Source organism: Salinicoccus albus DSM 19776 (assembly GCF_000385175.1).
GTDB classification, from domain to species: Bacteria; Bacillota; Bacilli; order Staphylococcales; family Salinicoccaceae; genus Salinicoccus; species Salinicoccus albus.
Genome location: NZ_ARQJ01000032.1, coordinates 70,573 through 93,034, shown reverse-complemented (window position 1 = coordinate 93,034; position 22,462 = coordinate 70,573). Strand labels below are relative to the sequence as shown.

Annotated in this window: 26 protein-coding genes; all 26 read left to right on the top strand. The window is 42.2% G+C overall.

The features are described 5' to 3' along the window. Positions 1 to 9 precede the first annotated feature (9 nt). Positions 10 to 1,068 (top strand): NAD(P)H-dependent glycerol-3-phosphate dehydrogenase, encoded by a 1,059-nt coding sequence (locus G343_RS0111760; protein ID WP_020008348.1) that lies wholly within the window; start codon positions 10 to 12, stop codon positions 1,066 to 1,068. 4 nt (positions 1,069 to 1,072) lie between these two features. After that, the gene (locus G343_RS0111755; protein ID WP_020008347.1) at positions 1,073 to 1,279 is read left to right on the top strand and encodes a DUF2768 domain-containing protein; all 207 of its coding nucleotides are present in this window, start codon (positions 1,073 to 1,075) and stop codon (positions 1,277 to 1,279) included. Beyond that, positions 1,272 to 1,994: a hypothetical protein gene (locus G343_RS0111750; RefSeq protein WP_020008346.1), complete on the top strand. Its 723-nt coding sequence runs from the start codon at positions 1,272 to 1,274 to the stop codon at positions 1,992 to 1,994. The genes G343_RS0111755 and G343_RS0111750 overlap by 8 nt, the downstream gene beginning before the upstream one ends. Before the next feature lie 115 nt (positions 1,995 to 2,109). Beyond that, a complete protein-coding gene (locus tag G343_RS0111745) occupies positions 2,110 to 2,382 on the top strand; it encodes an HU family DNA-binding protein (protein WP_020008345.1) in 273 nt (90 codons plus the stop codon). A gap of 64 nt (positions 2,383 to 2,446) precedes the next feature. Next, complete coding sequence (locus G343_RS0111740; RefSeq protein ID WP_020008344.1) at positions 2,447 to 2,941, top strand: hypothetical protein; 495 nt, start codon at positions 2,447 to 2,449, stop codon at positions 2,939 to 2,941. Between the two features lie 11 nt (positions 2,942 to 2,952). Beyond that, positions 2,953 to 3,663 (top strand): demethylmenaquinone methyltransferase, encoded by a 711-nt coding sequence (locus G343_RS0111735; protein ID WP_020008343.1) that lies wholly within the window; start codon positions 2,953 to 2,955, stop codon positions 3,661 to 3,663. After that, entirely contained in the window at positions 3,660 to 4,613 is a 954-nt protein-coding gene (locus G343_RS0111730) for a polyprenyl synthetase family protein (protein WP_020008342.1), read from the top strand. Before G343_RS0111735 ends, G343_RS0111730 begins: the two co-directional genes overlap by 4 nt. 61 nt (positions 4,614 to 4,674) lie before the next feature. After that, positions 4,675 to 5,121, top strand: a complete 447-nt coding sequence (gene ndk / locus G343_RS0111725; RefSeq protein ID WP_020008341.1) for a nucleoside-diphosphate kinase — start codon at positions 4,675 to 4,677, stop codon at positions 5,119 to 5,121. Positions 5,122 to 5,192: 71 nt separating this feature from the next. Then, the gene (gene aroC / locus G343_RS0111720) at positions 5,193 to 6,359 is read left to right on the top strand and encodes a chorismate synthase (RefSeq protein WP_020008340.1); all 1,167 of its coding nucleotides are present in this window, start codon (positions 5,193 to 5,195) and stop codon (positions 6,357 to 6,359) included. Between the two features lie 5 nt (positions 6,360 to 6,364). Then, positions 6,365 to 7,414 carry a 3-dehydroquinate synthase gene (locus tag G343_RS0111715; RefSeq protein WP_026366384.1) on the top strand — a complete coding sequence of 350 codons (1,050 nt, stop codon included), beginning with the start codon at positions 6,365 to 6,367 and terminating at the stop codon, positions 7,412 to 7,414. Then, positions 7,411 to 8,697: a 3-phosphoshikimate 1-carboxyvinyltransferase gene (gene aroA / locus G343_RS0111710; protein WP_020008338.1), complete on the top strand. Its 1,287-nt coding sequence runs from the start codon at positions 7,411 to 7,413 to the stop codon at positions 8,695 to 8,697. The genes G343_RS0111715 and aroA overlap by 4 nt, the downstream gene beginning before the upstream one ends. Before the next feature lie 2 nt (positions 8,698 to 8,699). Further along, positions 8,700 to 9,971 (top strand): tetratricopeptide repeat protein, encoded by a 1,272-nt coding sequence (locus G343_RS0111705; protein WP_020008337.1) that lies wholly within the window; start codon positions 8,700 to 8,702, stop codon positions 9,969 to 9,971. Then, positions 9,952 to 10,419 (top strand): YpiB family protein, encoded by a 468-nt coding sequence (locus G343_RS0111700; protein WP_020008336.1) that lies wholly within the window; start codon positions 9,952 to 9,954, stop codon positions 10,417 to 10,419. The genes G343_RS0111705 and G343_RS0111700 overlap by 20 nt, the downstream gene beginning before the upstream one ends. 14 nt (positions 10,420 to 10,433) lie before the next feature. Continuing rightward, the gene (locus tag G343_RS0111695) at positions 10,434 to 10,862 is read left to right on the top strand and encodes a DUF2487 family protein (RefSeq protein WP_020008335.1); all 429 of its coding nucleotides are present in this window, start codon (positions 10,434 to 10,436) and stop codon (positions 10,860 to 10,862) included. Positions 10,863 to 11,005: 143 nt separating this feature from the next. Next, positions 11,006 to 11,506 carry a QcrA and Rieske domain-containing protein gene (locus G343_RS0111690; protein ID WP_020008334.1) on the top strand — a complete coding sequence of 167 codons (501 nt, stop codon included), beginning with the start codon at positions 11,006 to 11,008 and terminating at the stop codon, positions 11,504 to 11,506. Between the two features lie 11 nt (positions 11,507 to 11,517). Then, on the top strand, positions 11,518 to 12,192 hold the full coding sequence (gene qcrB / locus G343_RS0111685) for a menaquinol-cytochrome c reductase cytochrome b subunit (RefSeq protein WP_020008333.1): 675 nt from the start codon (positions 11,518 to 11,520) through the stop codon (positions 12,190 to 12,192). 24 nt (positions 12,193 to 12,216) lie between these two features. Further along, on the top strand, positions 12,217 to 13,017 hold the full coding sequence (locus tag G343_RS14675) for a menaquinol-cytochrome c reductase cytochrome b/c subunit (protein ID WP_020008332.1): 801 nt from the start codon (positions 12,217 to 12,219) through the stop codon (positions 13,015 to 13,017). 40 nt (positions 13,018 to 13,057) lie between these two features. Further along, positions 13,058 to 13,633: a DUF1405 domain-containing protein gene (locus G343_RS0111675; RefSeq protein ID WP_020008331.1), complete on the top strand. Its 576-nt coding sequence runs from the start codon at positions 13,058 to 13,060 to the stop codon at positions 13,631 to 13,633. 42 nt (positions 13,634 to 13,675) lie between these two features. Next, positions 13,676 to 14,389: a zinc metallopeptidase gene (locus tag G343_RS0111670; protein WP_026366383.1), complete on the top strand. Its 714-nt coding sequence runs from the start codon at positions 13,676 to 13,678 to the stop codon at positions 14,387 to 14,389. Between the two features lie 99 nt (positions 14,390 to 14,488). Further along, the gene (locus G343_RS0111665) at positions 14,489 to 14,968 is read left to right on the top strand and encodes an NUDIX hydrolase (RefSeq protein ID WP_020008329.1); all 480 of its coding nucleotides are present in this window, start codon (positions 14,489 to 14,491) and stop codon (positions 14,966 to 14,968) included. Positions 14,969 to 15,047: 79 nt separating this feature from the next. Further along, the gene (locus tag G343_RS0111660; protein ID WP_020008328.1) at positions 15,048 to 15,425 is read left to right on the top strand and encodes a methylglyoxal synthase; all 378 of its coding nucleotides are present in this window, start codon (positions 15,048 to 15,050) and stop codon (positions 15,423 to 15,425) included. 4 nt (positions 15,426 to 15,429) lie between these two features. Continuing rightward, positions 15,430 to 16,575: an N-acetyl-alpha-D-glucosaminyl L-malate synthase BshA gene (gene bshA / locus G343_RS0111655; RefSeq protein ID WP_020008327.1), complete on the top strand. Its 1,146-nt coding sequence runs from the start codon at positions 15,430 to 15,432 to the stop codon at positions 16,573 to 16,575. Next, the gene (locus tag G343_RS0111650; protein ID WP_020008326.1) at positions 16,568 to 17,782 is read left to right on the top strand and encodes a CCA tRNA nucleotidyltransferase; all 1,215 of its coding nucleotides are present in this window, start codon (positions 16,568 to 16,570) and stop codon (positions 17,780 to 17,782) included. The genes bshA and G343_RS0111650 overlap by 8 nt, the downstream gene beginning before the upstream one ends. After that, positions 17,745 to 18,707: a biotin--[acetyl-CoA-carboxylase] ligase gene (locus G343_RS0111645; protein ID WP_020008325.1), complete on the top strand. Its 963-nt coding sequence runs from the start codon at positions 17,745 to 17,747 to the stop codon at positions 18,705 to 18,707. Before G343_RS0111650 ends, G343_RS0111645 begins: the two co-directional genes overlap by 38 nt. A gap of 17 nt (positions 18,708 to 18,724) precedes the next feature. Continuing rightward, positions 18,725 to 21,241, top strand: a complete 2,517-nt coding sequence (locus G343_RS0111640) for a helicase C-terminal domain-containing protein (protein WP_020008324.1) — start codon at positions 18,725 to 18,727, stop codon at positions 21,239 to 21,241. A gap of 33 nt (positions 21,242 to 21,274) precedes the next feature. Then, positions 21,275 to 22,462 (top strand): pyridoxal phosphate-dependent aminotransferase, encoded by a 1,188-nt coding sequence (locus G343_RS0111635; RefSeq protein ID WP_020008323.1) that lies wholly within the window; start codon positions 21,275 to 21,277, stop codon positions 22,460 to 22,462.

Here is a 22,462-nt window from a genome sequence, read left to right as displayed (position 1 = left end):
GGCATGCCCATGAAAATCTCTGTCATTGGCACAGGAAGCTTTGGAACAAGCCTGGCAATGGTGCTTTCAGATAATAACCATGATGTACTGATGTATGGAAGAAATGAATCGGTGGTTAACGAAATCAACACTGACAAAACGAATAAAAGTTTTCTCAGGGACATTCAACTGCCATCAGTGATAACAGCAACTTCAAATCTAACAGAAGCAGCATTACATTGTGAGATGATTGTACTTGCTGTTCCTGTAAAAGCCATCCGGTCCATGTCCAGTAACCTGCATTCCATTTTAAAAGAAAACCAGAAAAAAATTCTGCTCGTCCATGTAGCAAAAGGGCTCGAACTGAACACCCACATGTGTGTGTCAGATATTATCGCTGATGAAACTTCTGATGAGACGGTTTCAGATATCTGTGTGCTGAGCGGACCTTCGCACGCAGAGGAAGTCGCCCGGAAATCAGCCACAACTGTCAGCACTGCATCTAAATCTTTAGAAAACGTGGAAACTGTCCAGGATGTCTTTATGAATAAATACTTCCGCGTATATAGAAATGATGATATGACAGGTGTTGAAATCGGTGGCGCATTAAAAAACATTATCGCCCTCGCGATTGGCGTGCTGCACGGTCTGCAGTTTGGTGATAATGCAAAAGCTGCAATCATTACAAGAGGACTGCAGGAAATTGCCCGTCTCGGTACACGGATGGGAGCAAATCCATTAACCTTCCTCGGTCTCACCGGCATGGGGGATCTGATCGTGACCGCAACCAGCATGCATTCAAGAAACTACCGTTGCGGCATCATGCTTGCTGAAGGTAAGAGTGTGGAAGAAGCCCAGGAATTAATGGGCATGGTTGTGGAAGGTGTCAACACTACTAAGGCAGCGTATGAACTTTCTGCCAAATATGAAGTGGAAATGCCAATAACTAAAGTGCTTTATCAATATCTTTTCCAAGAAATCAGTGAAGATGAAGCATTTTATAAATTGATGATGCGTGAAAAAACCGGGGAAACAGATGAATTGAAAGAAGTGTTGGAGAAGCAATACAAAGAATGGACGAGAGAGTGATACTATGTTTGATATATCAAGAATGAACCTCATGTGGATATCTTTTTATTCTATTGGTGCAATGGCGATGGCTGCCGTATTAATCTATGTTGCACGATATGTAATCCACAATAGATTTTTCAGTTTCATCGTCTCGGCTGCTGCATGGATATTATTAATCGTTGCCTTCATTCTGATGATACCGGTACTTGGAGGCAGCACTCATGCGTAGTATTAAAACAACGCTACTCTTCATTCTCATTCCATTCATAGCGGGATGTATGCTCCCTGAGGAGGAGAAAGCCCAGAACCAGATTTCTGACGAATCACAAATCCAGATGGTACAAAACGCGGTCGAACAATACCGGGAAGACTCGGATGGCCTGCTCCCGATAAAAACGGTGGAAAATCAGAGGGATTATCTGCAATACCAAATAGATTTTGAACAATTAGTGCCGGACTACTTGAGTGAACGCCCTGGAAATGCTTATGAAATGGGCGGGAAGTATCAATATGTCATCATCGATGCAGAAGAAGATCCAGAAGTTAAGCTGGCTGATTTGACTCTTACTGATGAAATAAGATCACTGACCATCCGTCTGGATGCGATGGGTGAACATGTGGAGCTGGATGAACAAGTCGGACCGAATGTCTATCAGCTTGATCTCCAGTATTATAATCTGTCAGAAAATCCTGTTGTCACAAGCCCCTATACGGGCACATCATTGAATGTTTTTTATAATGGCGGCCAGCAATTTCTGATCGATTACAGGGAAGAAATCGGTAAAATCATCCACGATAATGACCTGGAATTTGAAACAGGGGAAGATGTCAGACATGTCCTGTATGAATATACACCTATTGTTCCAATTTATTCTCCCGAGATTACAGTTGATGAAGAAAACAACCCGATTTTCATGACAAACCAGCACAAAAGCGATACGTAAGGCTTTTTTGCCCTGAAAATGGGGAAATCCGTTGCAGTTCAAAAACCACTGTGTTAAAGTCAAAACATAATGATAATGCAGATTGTCATTATAGTTATATAAGGAGGTGGATCTGATGAACAAGACAGACTTAGTCAATGCAGTCAGCGATGATGCTGACCTTACTAAAAAAGAAGCAGGTGCTGCGGTAGACGCAGTATTTAACACGATCCAGGAATCTTTGAAAAAAGGTGAAAAGGTACAGTTGATCGGCTTCGGCAACTTCGAAGTCCGTGAACGCTCAGCAAGAAAAGGGCGGAACCCACAATCTGGAGAAGAAATCGAGATTGCAGCATCTAAAGTCCCTGCATTCAAAGCAGGTAAAGCACTTAAAGATGCAGTTAAATAATTAATTATTATTAGGCCTAACGACTTGGTTAGGTCTATTAATTTATAACAAGGTGATATTTGTCATGAATTCTCTACAGGAAGAACTTGAAGCAGACCTGGGAGTCAATGCTCAACTGCTTGATATACATAATGATCCATTTTTTGAATACTTTTCTGTTAATGAGAATATCGCCCGCCAAAAACACGTAAATGAGGCCGTTCTTCTTTTTAACAAGGCTTTAAACTTATTGGATCAAACCCCAAATGAAACAAACAGAGAACCTCATGTTTTAGCCGGCGATTATTTATTCAGCCGTTTTTATATACTTTTATCCTCAAATGAGGAATATGAAGTCCTTGGGGATATGATGAACATTTCAAGAGCATTGAGTTCCAGAAAATCTGAAATAGCCCTCAGCTGTAAAAACCCGGATCCCCAAGAAATTAAATACCTTCTGTATGCACCGCTGTTATACCTCATAAAACATAAATATACAGGTGTCCGACTGGAGAGTCTTATTGAACAGCAGATGGAACAGCTTGATATCACAACTCTTCCGTACATAACCCAAAGATAAAGGTGAATTTTATGGATAAAGAAAAGAAAGTACAAACGATATTTAACACCATATCTGATGACTATGACCGCATGAACAACATCATCAGCCTTAATCAGCACAGTGTATGGAGAAAGAGGACGATGAAAGAGCTGTTTGTCAAAAAAGGGCATCAGGTTCTGGACGTATGCTGCGGCACCGGTGACTGGTCGATTCAACTTGCAGAAAAAGCACCGGGGGCACAGGTGACCGGTCTGGATTTCAGTGAAAATATGCTTGAGATTGCAAAGGATAAGACCAAACATCATAAAAATATAGAACTTCTTCAAGGCAATGCAATGGATATGCCATTTGAAGACGGCCTTTTTGATTTTGTAACCATTGGGTTTGGTCTGCGCAATCTGCCCGGCTATAAAAGTGCTATAGATGAATTTTACAGGGTTTTAAAACCCGGCGGCGTCCTTGTGATTCTGGAGACCTCCAATCCGGAAAATAAGCTTGTTAGCAGCGCTTTTAACTTTTATTTTGGTTCAATAATGCCTAAACTCGGCGGATTTGTCGCAGGGAGTACAAAGGAGTATGAATGGCTGTTTGAATCGACCAGCGGCTTCCTCTCCAAATCAGAGTTAAAAGACCTGGTGAAATCCACTGGTTTCACAAATACTAAAATGATTTCCCACACAATGGGCACAGCAGCGACACACATTGCCTATAAACCACTCGGACAGGTGGGGTCCAAGTGAAAACAGCCAGGGAGTATCTTAATCAGGAATTTGAAGATGTAAAACAATTAATCAAAAGCAGTTTGGATCCAAATGAGATCCCCGTTAATGACAGCAGCTATGAGCTGTTTGAATCTGGCGGCAAAAAGCTCAGGCCGACATTTACTTTACTGGTCGGCAAGCTCGGCAATCCGGATAAATACGATGACATCATAAAAACGAGCGCAAGCCTGGAATTGATCCATATGGCAAGTCTGGTTCATGATGATATTATCGATGACAGCCGCTTGAGGCGTGGAGAACTTACAGTATACTATAAACACGGCTACCTCCAGGCTGTGAATACGGGAAATTATTTGTTATCCACGTCACTGCTCCTGGTCAGCAGTATAGAACATAGGGCATTTCATGAAATATACTCACATGCTGTGAAGGATATCGTAAGCGGTGAGCTTTTTCAGTTTGATCACCAATTCAATGCAGACCAGACACTGGATGATTATTACGAAAAAATTTATCATAAGACCACGCTCCTTATCGAACTCAGCATCAGAATGGGTGCCTATGCAGCTGAAGTTTCAGATCATACGACAGAAGCATTGATGAAATATGGCCGTCACATCGGCATGAGCTTCCAGATCATTGATGATTGTCTAGATTTCATCGGTGACGAAAAGCAGCTGGGAAAGCCTAAGTTTTCAGATCTGGATAACGGACATTACACGCTGCCCGTGCTTTTACTCAGAGACCGGGACGCGGCGTTCAAAGATAAACTGACCGCCTATAAAAATGACCATTCACTGCTGAGCAGCCTTATCGATGATCTCATGAATGCTGATACTATAGAAAAATCGATAGAAATCAGCAATATGCATCTCAAACAGGCAGTTGAAGCGATAGAAGATGTGGATGAACCGATTAAAACTTACCTTGTACAAATTGCAGAAAAGTTATCAAATCGTCTGAATTAAATTGAAATTATAAATTTAATAATGTTAGAATAGTAAGGAATTCACAAAAAGGAGACTCAAAATGGAAAAGACATTTTTAATGATCAAGCCGGACGGCGTACAAAGAAATCTAATTGGACCTATTGTTGAACGCCTGGAAAATAAAGGGTTTAAAATTGCAGGAGCCAAATTAATGAAAGTTTCTGACTCGCTAGCAAAGACACATTATCAAGAACATCAGGATAAGCCTTTCTACTCAGAACTTGTTGACTTTATCACAGCAGGTCCTGTGTTCGCCATGGTACTTGAAGGTGAAAATGTCATTGATACTGCCCGTCTGGTTGTTGGTGCTACAAATCCCCAACAGGCTGATCCGGGAACAATTCGCGGTGACTTTGGTCTCACAGTCGGCAAAAACATCATCCATGGTTCAGATTCTCCTGAAAGTGCAGAAAGGGAAATCGGCCTTTTTTTCGATGAATCAGAAGTAATTGATTACGATTTAATCAACAGCTCCTGGATATACTAGAACAATACGGCAGAGGCTGGGTACTGGAACTCAGCTTTTTTTAATATCATGAAATGGGCAGGTGTTTTAAAATGAGATTTTTAACAGCAGGTGAATCGCACGGACCAAAACTATCAGCGATCGTAGAGGGCTTTCCTTCAAATCTGGAAATTGACAAGCAGCGCATGACAGAGGAATTATTAAGACGGCAGGGCGGCTACGGCCGTGGAAGACGCATGCAGATTGAAAAAGATACTTTCAATTTTGGCAGCGGCATCCGGCACGGTAAAACATTAGGCAGTCCAATAATGATAGAACTTAATAATGATGACTTTAAACATTGGAGTACAATCATGAGCGCTGAGCCTGTCTCACCGGAAGAGCTGGATTCCATGAGACGTGTGGTAACAAAACCAAGACCCGGCCATGCGGACCTTGTCGGCGGCATGAAATACAATGTGAGAGATCTGCGAAATATCCTCGAAAGATCTTCTGCACGGGAGACAGCAGCGCGTGTGGCAGTCGGTGCATTGTGTAAAGAGCTTCTTCATGCACTGGACATTCGTGTTTCGAGCAGGGTAAATCGGATTGGCAGCGTCATGGATGATGCTCAATATAATCTGGAAGATATCAAAGTATTCGGCAGCCAGTCTTCAGTACGGATGGTTTCTGAAGAAAAAACCAAAGAAGCGGAGCAGCTGATTGATGACGCTAAGAAAAATGGAGATTCCATCGGCGGCATCGTTGAAGTGATTGTTGAAAACCCAATACCCGGCCTTGGGAGCCATGTCCACTATGACAGAAAACTTGATTCTAAAATTGCAGGCAGCGTGGTCAGTATCAATGCCTTTAAAGGAGTGGAGTTTGGCTTAGGGTTCGATGCAGCCTCAACACCAGGCTCAAAAGTACAGGATGAGATCCTGTACGATGAAGATGAAGGGTATATCAGACGCACCAATAACCTGGGTGGTTTTGAAGGTGGTATGACAACCGGCATGCCGATTGTTGTAAAAGCAGTGATGAAGCCGATACCTACGCTTTATAAACCGCTCCTCAGTGTAGATATCAATTCCAAAGAATCGTTCAAAGCAACGATTGAACGCAGTGACTCATGTGCAGTGCCTGCCGCTTCTGTGGTGTGTGAACATATGGTGGTCATAGAAGTGGCCAGAGCGATTTTAGACAAGTTTCCGCATGATGATATGGATGAGTTGAAGAATGCTGTCAAAGAATATAAAAAACGCATTAAAGCATACTGATAATTATGAAAATCAGTACGGATTACAACAGCGGTAATTATTCAATTGAAGTGGCTAGAGGCATGCTGAAGGATTCCATCACTGCTTATACAGGCGGATACAGTCAGGTGCACTACTTGATTGATGAAAAGGTGTTTGAACTTCACAAAGGACGCATGCTGGCGTTTATTGATCATCCCATTCTTATGGGGAGCGGTGAGACATCAAAATCATTCGAGGCGTTTCATTATCTATTGGAAACACTGCTGGCTAAGGGCGTCAAAAGAAATGACTTGATTGTTGTTATCGGCGGAGGCGCAGCCGGGGACGCCGGTGGTTTTGCCGCTTCATGTGTCCTGAGGGGGCTGGACTATATCCATGTCCCGACTACACTGCTTGCCCACGACTCTTCAATCGGCGGTAAAACAGCAATTAATTCGAAACATGGAAAAAATCTGATCGGTGCTTTTTACAGACCGGCCGGGGTCATTTACGACTTGGAATTCTTGAATACGCTGCCTGACTCTGAAATTCTGAGCGGTTTCGGCGAAGTGATCAAGCATGCAATGCTGAAAAACCAGGAAACAGTTGATCATCTGGTCGCATTGACCCGCAATGGGATAGATTTAAGACGCATCGAACCTTTTGTCATCTCCGGGATTGAAACCAAAATGCAGTATGTGAACAGAGATGAAAATGAATCGGACATCCGAAAATACCTCAATCTGGGGCATACGCTCGGACATGCTGTTGAATATAAATATAAAATACCGCATGGGATAGCAGTTGTAATCGGAATATATGCTGCGCTCCATATTTCCAACCAGGTGGAACAATATGAAATATTTGATTTATCATACTATTACTGCTTCTTTGATAATCTTGGATATCCAATGGATATCCTTAAGGACATTGATGCGGAGGAAATGCTTTCCCTTATTTCCAAAGATAAGAAAAATCAAAACACCCAGACTGCGGGATACGTCATTCTTAAGGAATTTGGGGAAGCCAAATTCATAGAAATTGAAAAAGAAACGCTCGGAAAATATATTAATGATATAAAGGAGAGCATATGAAAAATCTTTTGAATCATGCTTTCAACGGTACAATGCGTGTACCGGGAGACAAGTCGATCACTCACCGCTCGCTGATGTTTGGTGCACTGGCAAACGGCAGAACTGTAATTAAACTGCCGCTCAGAAGCGAGGATACCCTGCGTACTATCGAATGCATGCGTGCATTGGGTACAAAAATTACCGAAAAAGAGGATGAGTGGGTCGTGGAATCCGGGGGCGCTTCGTCACTAAAATCTCCACACACACACCTTTATACAGGCAACTCCGGTACGACCACCCGTCTGATTACCGGCCTGATCGCTGGTCTCGGTCTGTATGCCGAAATCAGCGGGGATGCCTCCATCAATAACCGTCCGATGGATCGTGTCGTAACCCCGCTTTCTGAAATGGGGGCGGATATCAAACTTAAAGAAAGCCGATACCCGCCTGTCGTCATCCATCCTTCTGTGCTCAGCCCAATTTCTTATCATATGCCTGTAGCCAGTGCGCAGGTGAAAAGTTCAATACTGCTTGCCGGATTAAACACCTGGGGGACAACAGAAGTCATCGAATCCTCACCTTCCCGCAACCATTCTGAAATAATGATGAAGCAATTCGGTGCTGAAATAGATGCAGGAGAGGGCAGGGCCACAGTGACGGGCGGAAAAGATCTGACTCCGGCAGAGGTCATCGTCCCCGGCGACATATCTTCAGCCGCATTTCCGATTGCATTAGCAGTGCTGAAGAAAGGTTCTTCAATTACAGTTGAAAATGTTTCATTGAACACGACACGCTCCGGGATACTGGATGTTTTGAAAATGATGGGGGCAAATATTGAGATTGAGGAACTGCCGGGTGAAGGAGAGGCAATCGGTAATATTACAGCTTCCTATACACCCGGATTGAAAGGTTTCAATATATCAGGAGACATAATTCCAAGACTGATTGATGAAATCCCGGTACTGGCCATGCTTGCTGCATTCTCGAATGAACCATGTACAGTGAGCGACGCGGGTGAGCTCAGATATAAGGAAACAGACAGGATACGTGCCACTATAGACGAGCTTTCCAAATTTGGTATAGAATTTGAAGAAAAAAAAGATGGATTCAAAGTAATCTCCAGCACTGTCAATGCAATAGAAGGCACGACAGTGAAAGGGTATCATGATCACAGAATAATTATGATGCTCATTGTACTGTCTATCGTGACTGACACTGAAATTGATATTGATGACATTTCCGCGATTGATAATTCATATCCTGGATTCATAGATGATTTGGAGCCATTACGGAAGGATGCTTAATAATGCAGGAGCAAATCTATTCAGTTATCGACGATCTGAAATCAGGTAAATACCCTGAAGAAGATCTAAACCAATTGCTGAACAGTATCAGACAGTTAACAGATGAAGAGAGCATGGAATCTCTGTTTACATTAGGAGATGCCCTCGTTCAGGCAGGTGCGATGGAAGAAGCTGAAACCATTTTCATGCACATATATAATCAAATGGACCACGATGATGAAGTCATCGCGTATATGACAGATATCTACATTGCGGACGGCAAGCTGGATGATGCACTTAATCTCATCAACCAGGCTCCGAAAACCAAGACTGTACTCATGTCGAAAGCTGAAATTTTTCAACAGCTGAACATGAATGATGTCTCAATCCGGCTCATAAATGAAGCCAAAGAGATAGAGGATGAGCCTGTCCTTGATTTTGCCCTGGCTGAGATTTATTACCAGGATGGTGATTTTGAATCAGCATTGAGATACTACAGACCACTGATCGATCAGAATTTTGAAGATCTCAACGGTGTAAACCTTAACTTGCGCCTGGCTGAATTATACATGAACCAGATTGAACTTGAGGAATCCAGAGCATATTTCGAGAAAGTGGATGAAAAACAATATTCAAACGATGACTTTTACAGGAAAGCACTTGTCGAGTATCAGCTGGAATCATATGAATCAGCTAAAAATCTTCTGGATAAAGTGATTGAAAATGAACCATATTATATCAATGCTTATATTCTTCTGATGAATGTTCATGAAACAGAACACGAACTGGATGCTGCAATATCCACACTTGAAAATTATCTGGCTGAGGACGATACGAATCCGCTGATCTTTTTCCATATCGGGAGACTGAATTTCAGATCTAAGAATTCAGACAAAGCGATTGAGGCTTTCAAAAAATCAATTTCACTGGATCAGGATTACGACGATGCATACCTGATGCTTTTTGAAACATTGCTTCAAACTGAACGGACAGATGAAATTGCAGAGCTTTATCCAAACCTTGACACCCATGCACTATCAGGCGAATCATTGTACCTGCTTGCTAAAATCGAACAGGAAAATGAAAATGATGATAATGCGCTTAAATTTTATCAGGACGCGGAAAAATTGATCGGAGAGTCACTTGAATTCTATACTGATTATTATAAGTACCTGACTGAAATCGGCCATTCCCAAAAATCTCCGGTATTGGATAAGCTGATTCAGCTGGATCCAAATAATATCGAGTGGCAATTTGAAAGGGAGCGATTGGAAAATGAGGAAGATCAGTTATAGGAAAGAATTCATAGATTATATTCTTTTTAACTATGAATTCGAAGACCGCATTGCCGTCTGGATCTTGAATTTCCTGAAATCACATCCGGTGATTTCTAAAAACATTACTTTTACCTCAGATGAAAATATAACAAGAAAACTTCGCATTTCAGTGACAGGAACCAGCCGGCCGACACTGGTCCTGGAAAAAAATAATACTGTCACAGCGGATGGGGAAGTGATATTTCATGAACTGAACATGAACCAGGAGGCATTGCTTCATCTAGAATTTAATCTAACAGATGAAGACAGTAAGTACGAGCATGTTAAAGCGATTGAATCAGATTTGGATAAAGACCTGCATGCAATCAAAAAAGATACACTGGAGAAACAGATAGATCATGCCTTAGACGCACAGGATGAACACGAATTCCTGAAACTGACTGAAATTTTAAAGCGAATAATTTAATTGCAGGTGAATCCATGCTTTACAACCAAAATGATCTGAAAATATTGAAAGATGAGATTGAATTTGTCGATACAGCTGTGATCCCATTTGCCAGTTCAGACATGACTGTGCACGCTCCGTTAAATTCCAGCAACATCGAAATGCTCCACCTTGTATCCATACAGCTTGAAAAGCAGTTTAAGGGGCGTCTGCTCATCACACCCATGATGACTACCGTCGATGAAAATATCAGTGTGCTAGCTTCATATGTCAAACAGCTTCGCACATATGGATTTAAAAATATCGTAGTCCTGACCCATCTGAAAGCAGAAATAGATGATGCCCATCGCATAAAACTTAATGAAATACCACTTGAAAATATGAGTAATGAGATGAAAATTGAAATGATCAACGATGAAGTAAAAACTGTGATGAAGTCTGTCATTTCAATCTGGAATAAATAAAAGTATTATTACACAATTAGGCAGAACGCCGACATCAAAAGTTTATAATGCTTATTGACCGCCCTATGGTAATAGGCTAAAATTGAACTGTCCTAGTATTATTTTCATGTAAAAGAACGTGCGTTTTGAGGGGGGAAAGATGAATGTCGCAAAAAGTAACAAGACGCCAGTTCCTAAACTATTCCCTGATGGGAGTTGGGTCTTTCATGGTGGCAGGTATGGTATTGCCGATGGGCAGATTTGCTGTCGATCCGCTTTTTCAGTCCGACGCTGAAGGTTCCATGATCCAAACAAGCATCTCAGCTGATGATATTACAGAGGAACCTACACAGGTGGACTTTTCGTTCATTCAGCAGGATGGCTGGTATGAGAGTGAAGTCACAGATTTTGCCTGGGTCTATAGGGACGGCGATGAAATTATTGCTTTATCACCTGTATGCAAGCATCTGGGCTGTACAGTTTCATGGGCAACTGATGATGCCAATCCAGAACGTTTCTATTGTCCATGTCATAACGGGCTTTATGAAAAAAATGGGAATAATGTCCCGGGAACTCCGCCAACAGGACCGCTTGATCAGTATGAAGTCGGTGTGTCCGATGGATATCTCACAATTGGGCAAATATTTCCAAATGAACTTGTATAGGAGGGAAACCAGTGCTTAATAGAATCTATGATTGGATAGATGATCGAATGGATATCACTCCGATATGGAGAGATGTTGCTGATCACGAAGTGCCGGAGCATGTTAACCCTGCCTATCACTTTTCAGCTTTCGTCTACTGTTTCGGAGGATTGACTTTTTTTATTGTAGTAATTCAGATAATCTCGGGTATGTTTCTGACAATGTATTATGTGCCTGATATTGTTAACGCCTGGGAGTCAGTCTACTATCTGCAGAACGAAGTTGCAGCAGGGGTAATTGTAAGAGGTATGCACCATTGGGGTGCAAGTCTGGTCGTCGTCATGATATTCCTACATACACTAAGGGTCTTCTTCACCGGGGCATATAAAGCACCGCGTGAGCTTAACTGGGTTGTCGGCGTCCTATTATTCCTTGTAATACTTGGGCTGGCATTTACAGGCTATCTGCTGCCTTGGGATATGAAAGCCCTGTTTGCCACCAGGGTAGGATTGGATATTGCAGCGAGTGTGCCGTTTATCGGTGACTGGATTCAAACACTGCTGGCCGGCGATGAGGAAATCATCGGTGCCCAGACCCTGGCACGTTTCTTCGCCATCCACGTGTTCTTCTTGCCAGCTGCTCTGTTTGTACTAATGGCAGTACATTTCATCATGATACGCAGACAAGGGATTGCTGGTCCACTATAGGAATCACAAGGGAGGTAAATTGATATGGAGCGTGGAAAAGGGCTGACCTTTGTCGGCGACTCACGAATTAAAAAATATGACAAACCAAAACTTAACCGTGACTATTCGGAATTTCCCGGACGCACAGAAGAGTTTTATCCTGATTTCCTTCTCAAGGAATGGATCACCGGTGCAGTTTTCCTCATCGGTTTTCTCTGCCTGACGGTTGCACATCCGGCTCCGCTCGAACGTGTAGCCGATCCGACAGACACAGGTTATATACCATTGCCAGACTGGTATTTCCTGTTCCTCTATCAGATACTTAAGTATACTTATGCATCCGGCCCCTTCAATGTAATTGGGGCAGTCGTCATTCCGGGTATTGCTGTCGGCGCATTGCTGCTGGCACCATGGCTTGATAACAATAAGGAACGTCACTGGAAAAAACGCCCTGTGGCAGCAGCAACAATGCTGCTTGCATGCGGCCTGATTTTCTATACGACGTGGGAGTCTGTCGCTTATCACGATTGGGAAACTCAGGATGCTCAGGGGCAGATTGTCTTCTCAAACCTGGATACTGAAGATCCGGTATTTGATGATCTGATCCGAACCAACTGTACAAGCTGTCACGGCGGTGAACTCACCGGCGGTTCCGGACCGAACCTGGTGACAGCCGAGCTTTCGGAGGAGGCAGTTAACTCATTCGTAACGAATGGTTCAGGGGAGATGCCCGCATTTGAAGGTCAGTTGACAGAAGACCAAATACAAGCAATTTCTGAATATGTAGCAAATCTTGAAGAAGTCCCCAGGGATGATGCCCAGAATACCGGGGATGAAGGAGAATAAAACCCTAGCAATAGGGTTTTTTTTAATAGGAGATCTATTTATGTCAAAACTTATTGACCTGATGTATAACAGATATTTTTTAATATTTCTTTTAATATGTAACGGTGCCGGTACGATCTATGGGTACTGGTGGTACCGCGGACAGCTGTCCGAAACCCCCTGGCAGTTCATCCCATTCGTACCGGACAGTCCGACAGCAACATTATTTTTATCCATTCTAATCATCCTTATACTCGCCGGGCGTAAATGGGGCCTCATTGATGCGCTTGTATTTACCACTTTGATAAAATATGGTGGATGGGCGGTGATTATGAATCTGCTGACCATTGCTGAAACCGGTTTTATCTCCTGGGTTTCTTTGATGCTTATCGCTTCTCATGGTGCAATGGCCCTTCAGGCATTCATGTTTCTCCCCCATCTGGAAATCAGAATGAGTCATTTTCTGGTTACAGCCGTATGGCTGTTCCATAATGATGTGATCGATTATGTCTACGGTCAGTATCCGACATATGGACAATTATCGCAGTATGCGGACCACATTGGTTATTTTTCGTTCTGGCTGACAGTTTTCGTTCTGGTGTTGCTGTATCAGCTTGTGCCAAGACGTTCCAGTTGACTATCAAACCAGCATTCAAGTAAAATAAGATTATGAAAATTTATGGAGGTTGACATAAACGTGGGTATTATCATCTATTTTATAATTCTGATGGTTGTTCCAATGCTCGCCCAGATGAACGTCAAATCCACTTTTAATAAGTACTCCAAAGTACGGTCAACAAGTGGTCTGACAGGTCGGGAAGTTGCTGAGGAAATTTTAAGAAACAATGGAATCTACGATGTTGAAGTCGTCAGAGGAGAGGGATTCTTAAGTGACCATTACGATCCGAAGAATAAGAAAATCGCGCTGTCACCAGACAACTATGATACACCAAGTATTGCCGGTACAGCAGTGGCAGCACACGAAGTGGGCCACGCCATTCAGCATGCGACAGGATACGCATTCCTGAACTTCAGATCTGCGTTGTTTCCCCTTGCCCAGCTGGGCAGCAATCTTTCCTATTTCCTGATTATAGCAGGTATGTTTGTCACCTATGCTCAAGGGGTCGGAGGCACATTTGGCAGTATGATGCTGTGGGGCGGTATTGCTCTGATGGCATTTGCAGTGCTATTCCAAGTGGTTACACTGCCCGTTGAATTTGACGCATCCAAACGGGCAATGAAACAGATAGAATCACTGAATATTGTCAACGAGAAAGAATATCGACACGCTAAAAAAGTGCTTAATGCAGCGGCTATGACATATGTGGCAGCAACTGCAGTTGCGGTCGCTGAACTTGTAAGGTTCATCATGATTGCGCGTGGGAGCAATTAGTCAGTGCTTGAGACCGGATATCCTCAGACAGGGTATCCGGCTTTTTTTATCTTTAAAGTGTCTGTTATGATTATAAATGATGTGAAGGAGGGACTTTCTATGGATGCAGGATTCAAATCCGGGAAAAATATATTTAGATACAGGGTCGCAATGATTATTATAGAGGATGACCATCTGCTGACAGCCAAAAACAATATGTCCGATTATTATTATACACTTTCCGGTGCTGTAAATTTAGGAGAATCCAGCGAGAATGCTGCACGGAAACTAACTTTGGAAATGATAAATGAGAATTATGATGTCGAACGGCTGCTTACCATTGTAGAAAATTTCTTTAACTACGAGTTCAACGACACTCAATATGATTTCCATGAGATTACATTCTATTATCTAATGGAAGAAAAAGGGCGGAAAGATATTATTCAAAAAAATGACATCGGGGGAGGCAGGAAAGAAAGTTTCACCTGGATTCCTATGAATGAAATCAAAACAATTGAAATGCGCCCGGAGATTGTGAAAGAAATAATTCAGAAACTGCCTGAAAATGTTGAAACAATTATAAATGATGAAAGAATATAACAATTTAGCAGGATTAAGTTCACTTCCTTAATGAATTTCTCTATAATCGAGGTAAGATATTCAGGATTGGATGATAAATATGAAAATCGCACTAATTGCACATGACAAGAAAAAAGATGATCTGCTGAATTTTATATACACACACCTGGACTTCTTTAAGAAACACGAATTGTTTGCCACCGGCACAACCGGACAAAGAATTATTGAACATTCGGGGCTTGCTGTCCATCGCTGCAAATCCGGTCCTCTAGGCGGAGACCAGGAAATCGGTGCAATGGTCGCAAACGAAGCCATCGATACGATAATATTTTTCAGGGATCCATTGACAGCACAACCTCATGAACCCGATGTAACGGCGCTTCTGAGATTGTCAGATGTTTATGATGTGCCCCTTGCCACCAATGAAGGAACTGCATCGGCGGTTATCCAGTACTTAAGTAATAAGAACCGAGAGTGATAATATGAAAATAGGAATAACATGCTATCCTACTGTTGGAGGCAGCGGGGTTATTGCAACCGAATTAGGCATTAAGATGGCTGAACGGGGACATGAAGTCCATTTTATAACATCCAATGTTCCCTTTCGTTTGAATATCAGTCACCCCAGCATCCATATTCATCAAACTGATATAAACGACTACAGCGTGTTCAAATACCCGCCTTATGACATCACACTTGCCAGTAAAATTTCGGAAGTCATCCTTGAACATGAGCTGGAAGTGATTCACATGCATTATGCAGTGCCGCATGCGATCTGTGGAATTTTAGCCCGGCAGATGTCCGGACGTGACGTTAAAATAGTTACCACGCTTCATGGGACAGATATAACAGTACTCGGCTACGATCTTTCCCTTGTCAATGCCATACGTTTTGGCATTGAAGGTTCGGATGCAGTAACAGCAGTTTCCGATGGTCTGAAGTCGCAGACAATGGAACTGATTTGCCCCGATAAAGATATAGAAACAATATATAACTTTGTTGAAGAGCAACAATTCAATATATTCAACAGAGCAAATGTAAAACATGATATGAAAGCCAGGTATGGGCTCGCACAGAACGTTAAAGTGCTTATGCATACATCTAACTTCAGAAATATCAAACGCATCGATGACATTATTTATGCGTTCGCCATTATCAAACAAAAAATCGATTCTGTGCTCGTGCTTGTGGGGGATGGTCCGGAAACTAACCGTTTAAGATTGCTTGTAAGGTCACTTGACCTGGAATCCTCAGTCATTTTTGCCGGTCAGCAAAATGATGTTAAATCATTTTATATGATGAGTGATTTATTTTTACTGCTAAGCCAGAAAGAGAGCTTTGGTCTGGCGATGCTTGAAGCAATGCACTGCGGTACGGTGCCTATCGGTTCAAGTGCCGGCGGTATTTCTGAAGTGATCAATGACGGTGAAACAGGATATATTGTCCAGACAGGTGATTACGAATCAGCTGCAATCCGTGCCATAGCACTCTTGACGGATGATGAACTATACAAGGAAATGCAGAATGGAATGCTGCAGAATATCTATGACAGATTTCATTCGGATGTCATTGTCCGTGAATACGAGTCTCTTTATAAAAGTCTGACAGGAGACATTTCATATGAATGAATTGTTTGAGACAGGGAAAAAAATTATAAAAATTTTAAATGGCCACGGCTTTCAGGGTTACTTCGTCGGCGGATGTGTCAGAGATGTGATTCTTAAAAGAACGGTCAATGACATTGATATCACAACTGACGCCCTGCCGGCCGATATCGAATCCATTTTCGAAAAAACAATAGATGTCGGCAAAGAACATGGGACCATCATCGTAGTGATGGATGACAGTCCGTGTGAAGTGACAACTTTCCGTGTAGAGTCCGATTACAGCGACCATCGCAGACCGGACTCTGTAACGTTTACCAACGAATTAACCGGTGATCTCAAACGCAGGGATTTTACAATCAATGCAATGGCAATGAATGAAGATTATCAGTTGACCGACCCATTTTCAGGCCGGGAAGATCTTGATAACAGGTTGTTAAGAACTGTTGGGAATCCTGACGAACGCTTCGATGAAGATGCCCTGAGAATACTCAGGGCTGTGCGATTCATGGCTCAACTGGATTTCAGTATTGCCATGGATACAGTAGCTGCAATGACGAGAAAAAGCCCCCACCTGAAACATGTTGCTGTCGAGAGAAAGCTTGTGGAACTCAGAAAGATCTATGGCCGTGACAACATTTTACATGTAAAGCACATGCTGGTTTCAACAGGCGTAAAAAAGGAAATGCCATTTTTATGCGAAATATCCGACAATGACTTTCTGAATGTCATCGCTCATTCCCTCTCAGGTGAAGCAGCGATCCAAATTTACCATCACCCTGACATTGAAGAAAAACTGTCTGAATTGAAAATTTCCAATGAGGAAAAATCCATGATAAAAAATATGACAGCTTTATTAAATGAGCTGAACCAGGAAAGGGATGCGATTAAATTGTCCTATCTGTACTCACCAGAGGTGATCAGTACGGTTAAGACACTCATTGAAATTAACGGAAGCAAGGCCGACGACCGGGACTGTAAAATCCAACTGCTCATCGACTCCCTTGAACAAAGCCAGAAACTGCCCATAAAGAAAACAACAGATATAAATATCAACGGCAGGCAGCTGATGAAATACTTCAACCAAGAGGGCGGTATCTGGATCAAAGAGTTATTGGGCATACTGGAAGAAGAAATATTGTATAATCGACTTGAAAATGATTATGATAAAATAGTGAAATGGATTGACGCGAATGTCGAAATTGAAACAGGAAATATTAAAGTTAATTGAGGACGGTAATTTTATATCCGGAGAGAAAATTGCAAGGGGACTGAATGTTTCCAGAACGGCAGTCTGGAAATCTATCCAGATCTTGAAACAGGAAGGTTATGAGATTGAATCTGTGACCAATAAGGGATATCAACTGAGACGGAAGCCTTCTGTACTCAGCCCGACAAAGCTTTCTTCCCTCGTTACCCGCTCCGAAGTTTTTGAAGGCATGGAATATTTCACATCCACGGAGTCCACACAGAAAGATGCCTTCCGTATCCTGGAGGAAAATGACAACACGTATTTAGTTATTGCTGAGGAGCAGACGAAAGGCAGAGGACGATTTGACCGTCAGTTTGAATCGCCAAAGAAAAGCGGACTTTATGTATCCATGGTATTTCGCCCAAGTATTTCGATCTCTGAGATTATACGTTTCAATCTTTTCATCTCCATGGCCATTTCAAACACGCTGGATGAAGCATTTGGACTCAGGAGTGGAATAAAGTGGCCGAATGATATATATATAGACAATAGGAAAGTATGCGGTTTCCTTACTGAAGTCGTGAGTGAAGCGAATATCATCAATGCCATAGTATGCGGCGTGGGGATCAACCTGTTTAAAAATGATGCACTCTCAAACGTAGAATCGGCCACCTCTGTTGAAGAAGAAATGACCGAAGGACAGTCACTTGATACTGATATATTTTTGGAATACTTTTTTAACAATATAGAAAAGTATTATGTTAAATTCTTAAATGAACCATTCTCTTCAATCCGGGGAGAATGGATGCGAAAATCGATCATATTCAACCGGGAAATAAGCATCAGTGAGATTTATAACCATTATAAGGCTGTAGCGTTGGATATAACAGAAGATGGCTTTCTTGAAGTGCTTGACAATGAAGGAAATATAAAAAAGATAATCAGTGCGGATATCGAATTATAATAGAAACCGGTGATCAGATGTACAGAGGGAAATTTGCCGTTGTTGATTTGGAAACAACCGGCAACAATAAAAATAGAGACAGCATCATCCAGCTGAGCATTGTCTTTGTTGAAGATATGCAGATAGTGGATCAATACAGCACCTTTCTCTCTGATGATACAAACTTGAGCCCGTTTATCAGAGAGCTGACCGGCATCGAACCCAATATGTTAAAAGGTGCGCCAAAATTTAATGACGTAGCAGAAGAAGTGGCAGCTATGCTTCAGGGATGCATTTTCACAGCACATAATGTTGAATTTGATTTCGGTTTTTTGAAGACTGCACTGAAAAACGCAGACATTCGGTATGAACCGGTATATAAAATCGATACGGTGGAACTGACTAAAATATTTATGCCAACTTTGGAGAGGTTCCAACTATCGGAAGTTGCCCGGGCGATTGGACTGGATCTGTCAAATGCACACAGGGCTGATGAAGATGCCAGAGCGACATCAGAACTGCTGATAAAACTTTTATATATGATTACCAGTATGAACACTGAAACACTGAAGCAGCTCTACACCCTCTCTAAACCATTGAAATTCAATCTTTCCGATCTGCTGTTTACAGTAATCGCCGATCAGAATGACAGCGTCCCCAAAAATCTCAAGAAGATAGGTTCAGTTTATCTTAAAAAAAGGGCGTCACACACTAAAGTGATCGAACCCATAAATGTAAGGGAGCTGTATCAGAAGTATATTGATTATACTGGAAACGATTATCGTGAAGACCAGCTCAGACTGGCACTGAACATCTATACCGCATTTGAGGAAGGCAGACATATGGCTGTCGAAGCATACACAGGGCTGGGCAAGACCGTATCGTTCCTGATTGCTGCAATCAGTTATCATTCTATGTACGGCAAAAACATTCTCCTGTCTACGAGCAGAAAAATTTTACAGAACCAGATTATCTCTCATGATTTTGATACCGTTCAAAAAGCCGCGGGATTCAATATAAATGCTGTCAGCCTGAAAGGACGCAAAAACTATATCAGCCTTGACGCCCTGGAACTGCTCCTTTCCTTCGATGATGATAATAAAGAAATCATATATCTTAAGATGAAACTGCTCGTATGGCTGCTTGATACTGATACCGGCGATCTCGCTGAAATCCATTTGAGGGGGCCTGAACAAGCTTATTATAAAACAGTGGAAATACAATCCGGGCACAGTGGTTCCCACCCTTTCTTTGAAAAAATGATGGCTGATGCGAATGATTCAATGATCATTATTACCAACCATTATTTCCTCATGGACTGTCTTGAATATATTCCCGATTTCGATGCGGTGCTGGTCGATGAAGCTCATCAGCTGAAAAATGCGCTTGTTGAAAGGGTGCAGACATCATATAATTATCAGGCGATGAAATTCTTTATCGGACAGGTGGGCTTGAGCAGCCAGGACCGCCTTTTATCTTTGTATATTAACCACAACAATGAATCTCATATTTATCTGCTCGAGGATCTGCTGTCACATCTGAATCAGAACATCGATCTTCTGTTCAGTTCAATTTCAGCAGGCCGGTTTGATGAAGCAATCAGCCATTTGAATAATGGAATCAAACATACTTCTACTTTTCTTGGTACAATCAGAGGGACGAAAAATTATCAGATATTATACAACCATATCCATTATTACCAGGAACTTTTAAAAGCTATAAAGCAGGGGATGGAAAATGATGATTTCACCATTGCTGCGAATAATAACTTTCAAAAGATGACAGTATATGTTCATGATCATTTTAAAGAACCAATTGCATCAGTGATTGACAAGATTTCATCCTCTGTGTTGCTGTCAGGCACACTCGAAGTCGGCGGCAGCTTCAAACATCTGGATTTCTGGTTCGGCGATCATCCATATGACACCCAGGTAATCAGTCAGGACAATCTATTTGACAAAACCAGCCTTTTTATCCCGGAAGACATACCGGATTATGATACAGGTGACGAACAGTACATTGAAGCCATTGTGGAGTATATCGCAATGTACCTGACTGAAACAGACAGCAAACTGATGGTATTGTTCTCCAATTATGATCTGCTCGATAAAGTGTCCGATTATACTGGAGAACTCCAAATGTTTGAGGAGTATGTCATCTTGAAACAGTCCAGAAGCACATCTTCGGAGAAACTGCTCACTCAGTTTAACCAGCTTGATAAATGCCTGCTGCTCGGAACTTCAGGATTTAACGAAGGTATAAATATAGAAAGCGGCAGTGCCAAATGTCTAATGCTGACAAAGCTGCCTTTTCCGGTTCCCAAAGAACAGGGATTCAGAAACTTTTATAAACAGGATCTCCCTGAGGCAGTATTCGCTTTCAGACAGATTGCAGGCAGAATCAGAAGAAATCCTGAAGATAAAGGGATTATCCTTCTTTTCGATAACAGGATATTGACAAGGAATTACAAAAAGGCTTTTTTAAAGTATTTTCCAAATGAAAACATCATACATGGGACGAGAGATACTTTCAAAGGTCTCCTCCGTGATTTATAATGACTGTATATCATATTTAAAAGGAGCAGAGCTATGCAAATATCAGAGAGAATCAGAAATGTCACTCCCAGCCAGACTTTGGCAATAACAGCAAAATCGAGAGAGCTTAAAGCCGAAGGCCTGGATGTCATTGGCCTTGGTGCCGGAGAACCTGATTTCACTACACCCGACGAAATCATTGAAAAAGCGCATTCGGCTCTAAAAGAAGGTAAGACGAAATACACTGCGGCAGCCGGCATCCCTGAACTTAAAAATGAGATCATCTCCAAAATGGACCGTGACCACAGCCTTCTGTATGACCCCTCCGAAATATTTGTTGGTACAGGCGCAAAACATGTATTGTATAACCTGTTCCAGGCAACTCTGGATAAGGGGGACGAAGTTCTTGTGCCCGCTCCGTACTGGGTCAGCTATACAGAGCAGATAAAACTTGCCGAAGGCAGCCCTGTCATTATGGAGACAGATGAGTCCACTTCCTTTAAAGTGACCCCCGAAATTGTAGATCAGTACATCACAGGCAAAACCAAAATGCTCCTGCTCAATTCTCCAAGCAACCCGACCGGCATGATTTACACAAAAGAGGAGCTGGAAATGCTCGCTGAATACCTCCTTGAAAAAGACATTGTCGTTGTCGCCGACGAAATTTATGAAACGCTTGTATATGAGGGTGAACATATTTCCATTGCATCATTCAGCGAACAGATGAAAGAAAATACATTGGTTGTCAATGGTGTGAGTAAATCCCATGCAATGACCGGATGGAGAATCGGTTACTGCTGCGGCAACAGAGAAGTGATAAAAGCAATGAGTGATCTGAGCAGCCACTCCACTTCAAATCCGGCCACCCCTTCCCAGTGGGCAGCGGTAGCTGCTTACCAGATGGATGAATCATTTTTAAAATCATACAATCGGACATTCCATGAGAGAAGGGATGCAGCTTATGATAAACTGATGGAAATTCCGTATATCGAATGCATCAAACCCCAGGGCGCTTTTTATCTATTCCCGAATTTCAGAACATGCTCAGAAAAATGCGGTTTTGAGACTGTGGATGAATTTGCGGCCGCTGTACTGGAAGAAGTATACGTCGCAGTTGTACCGGGCTCAGGGTTTGGTTCACCGGATAATATCAGACTGAGCTACTCATTAAGCATAGAAGAGATGACAGAAGCATTGGAACGTATAAAACAATTTGTACTCAGTAGAACAGAAGGAGCTTAA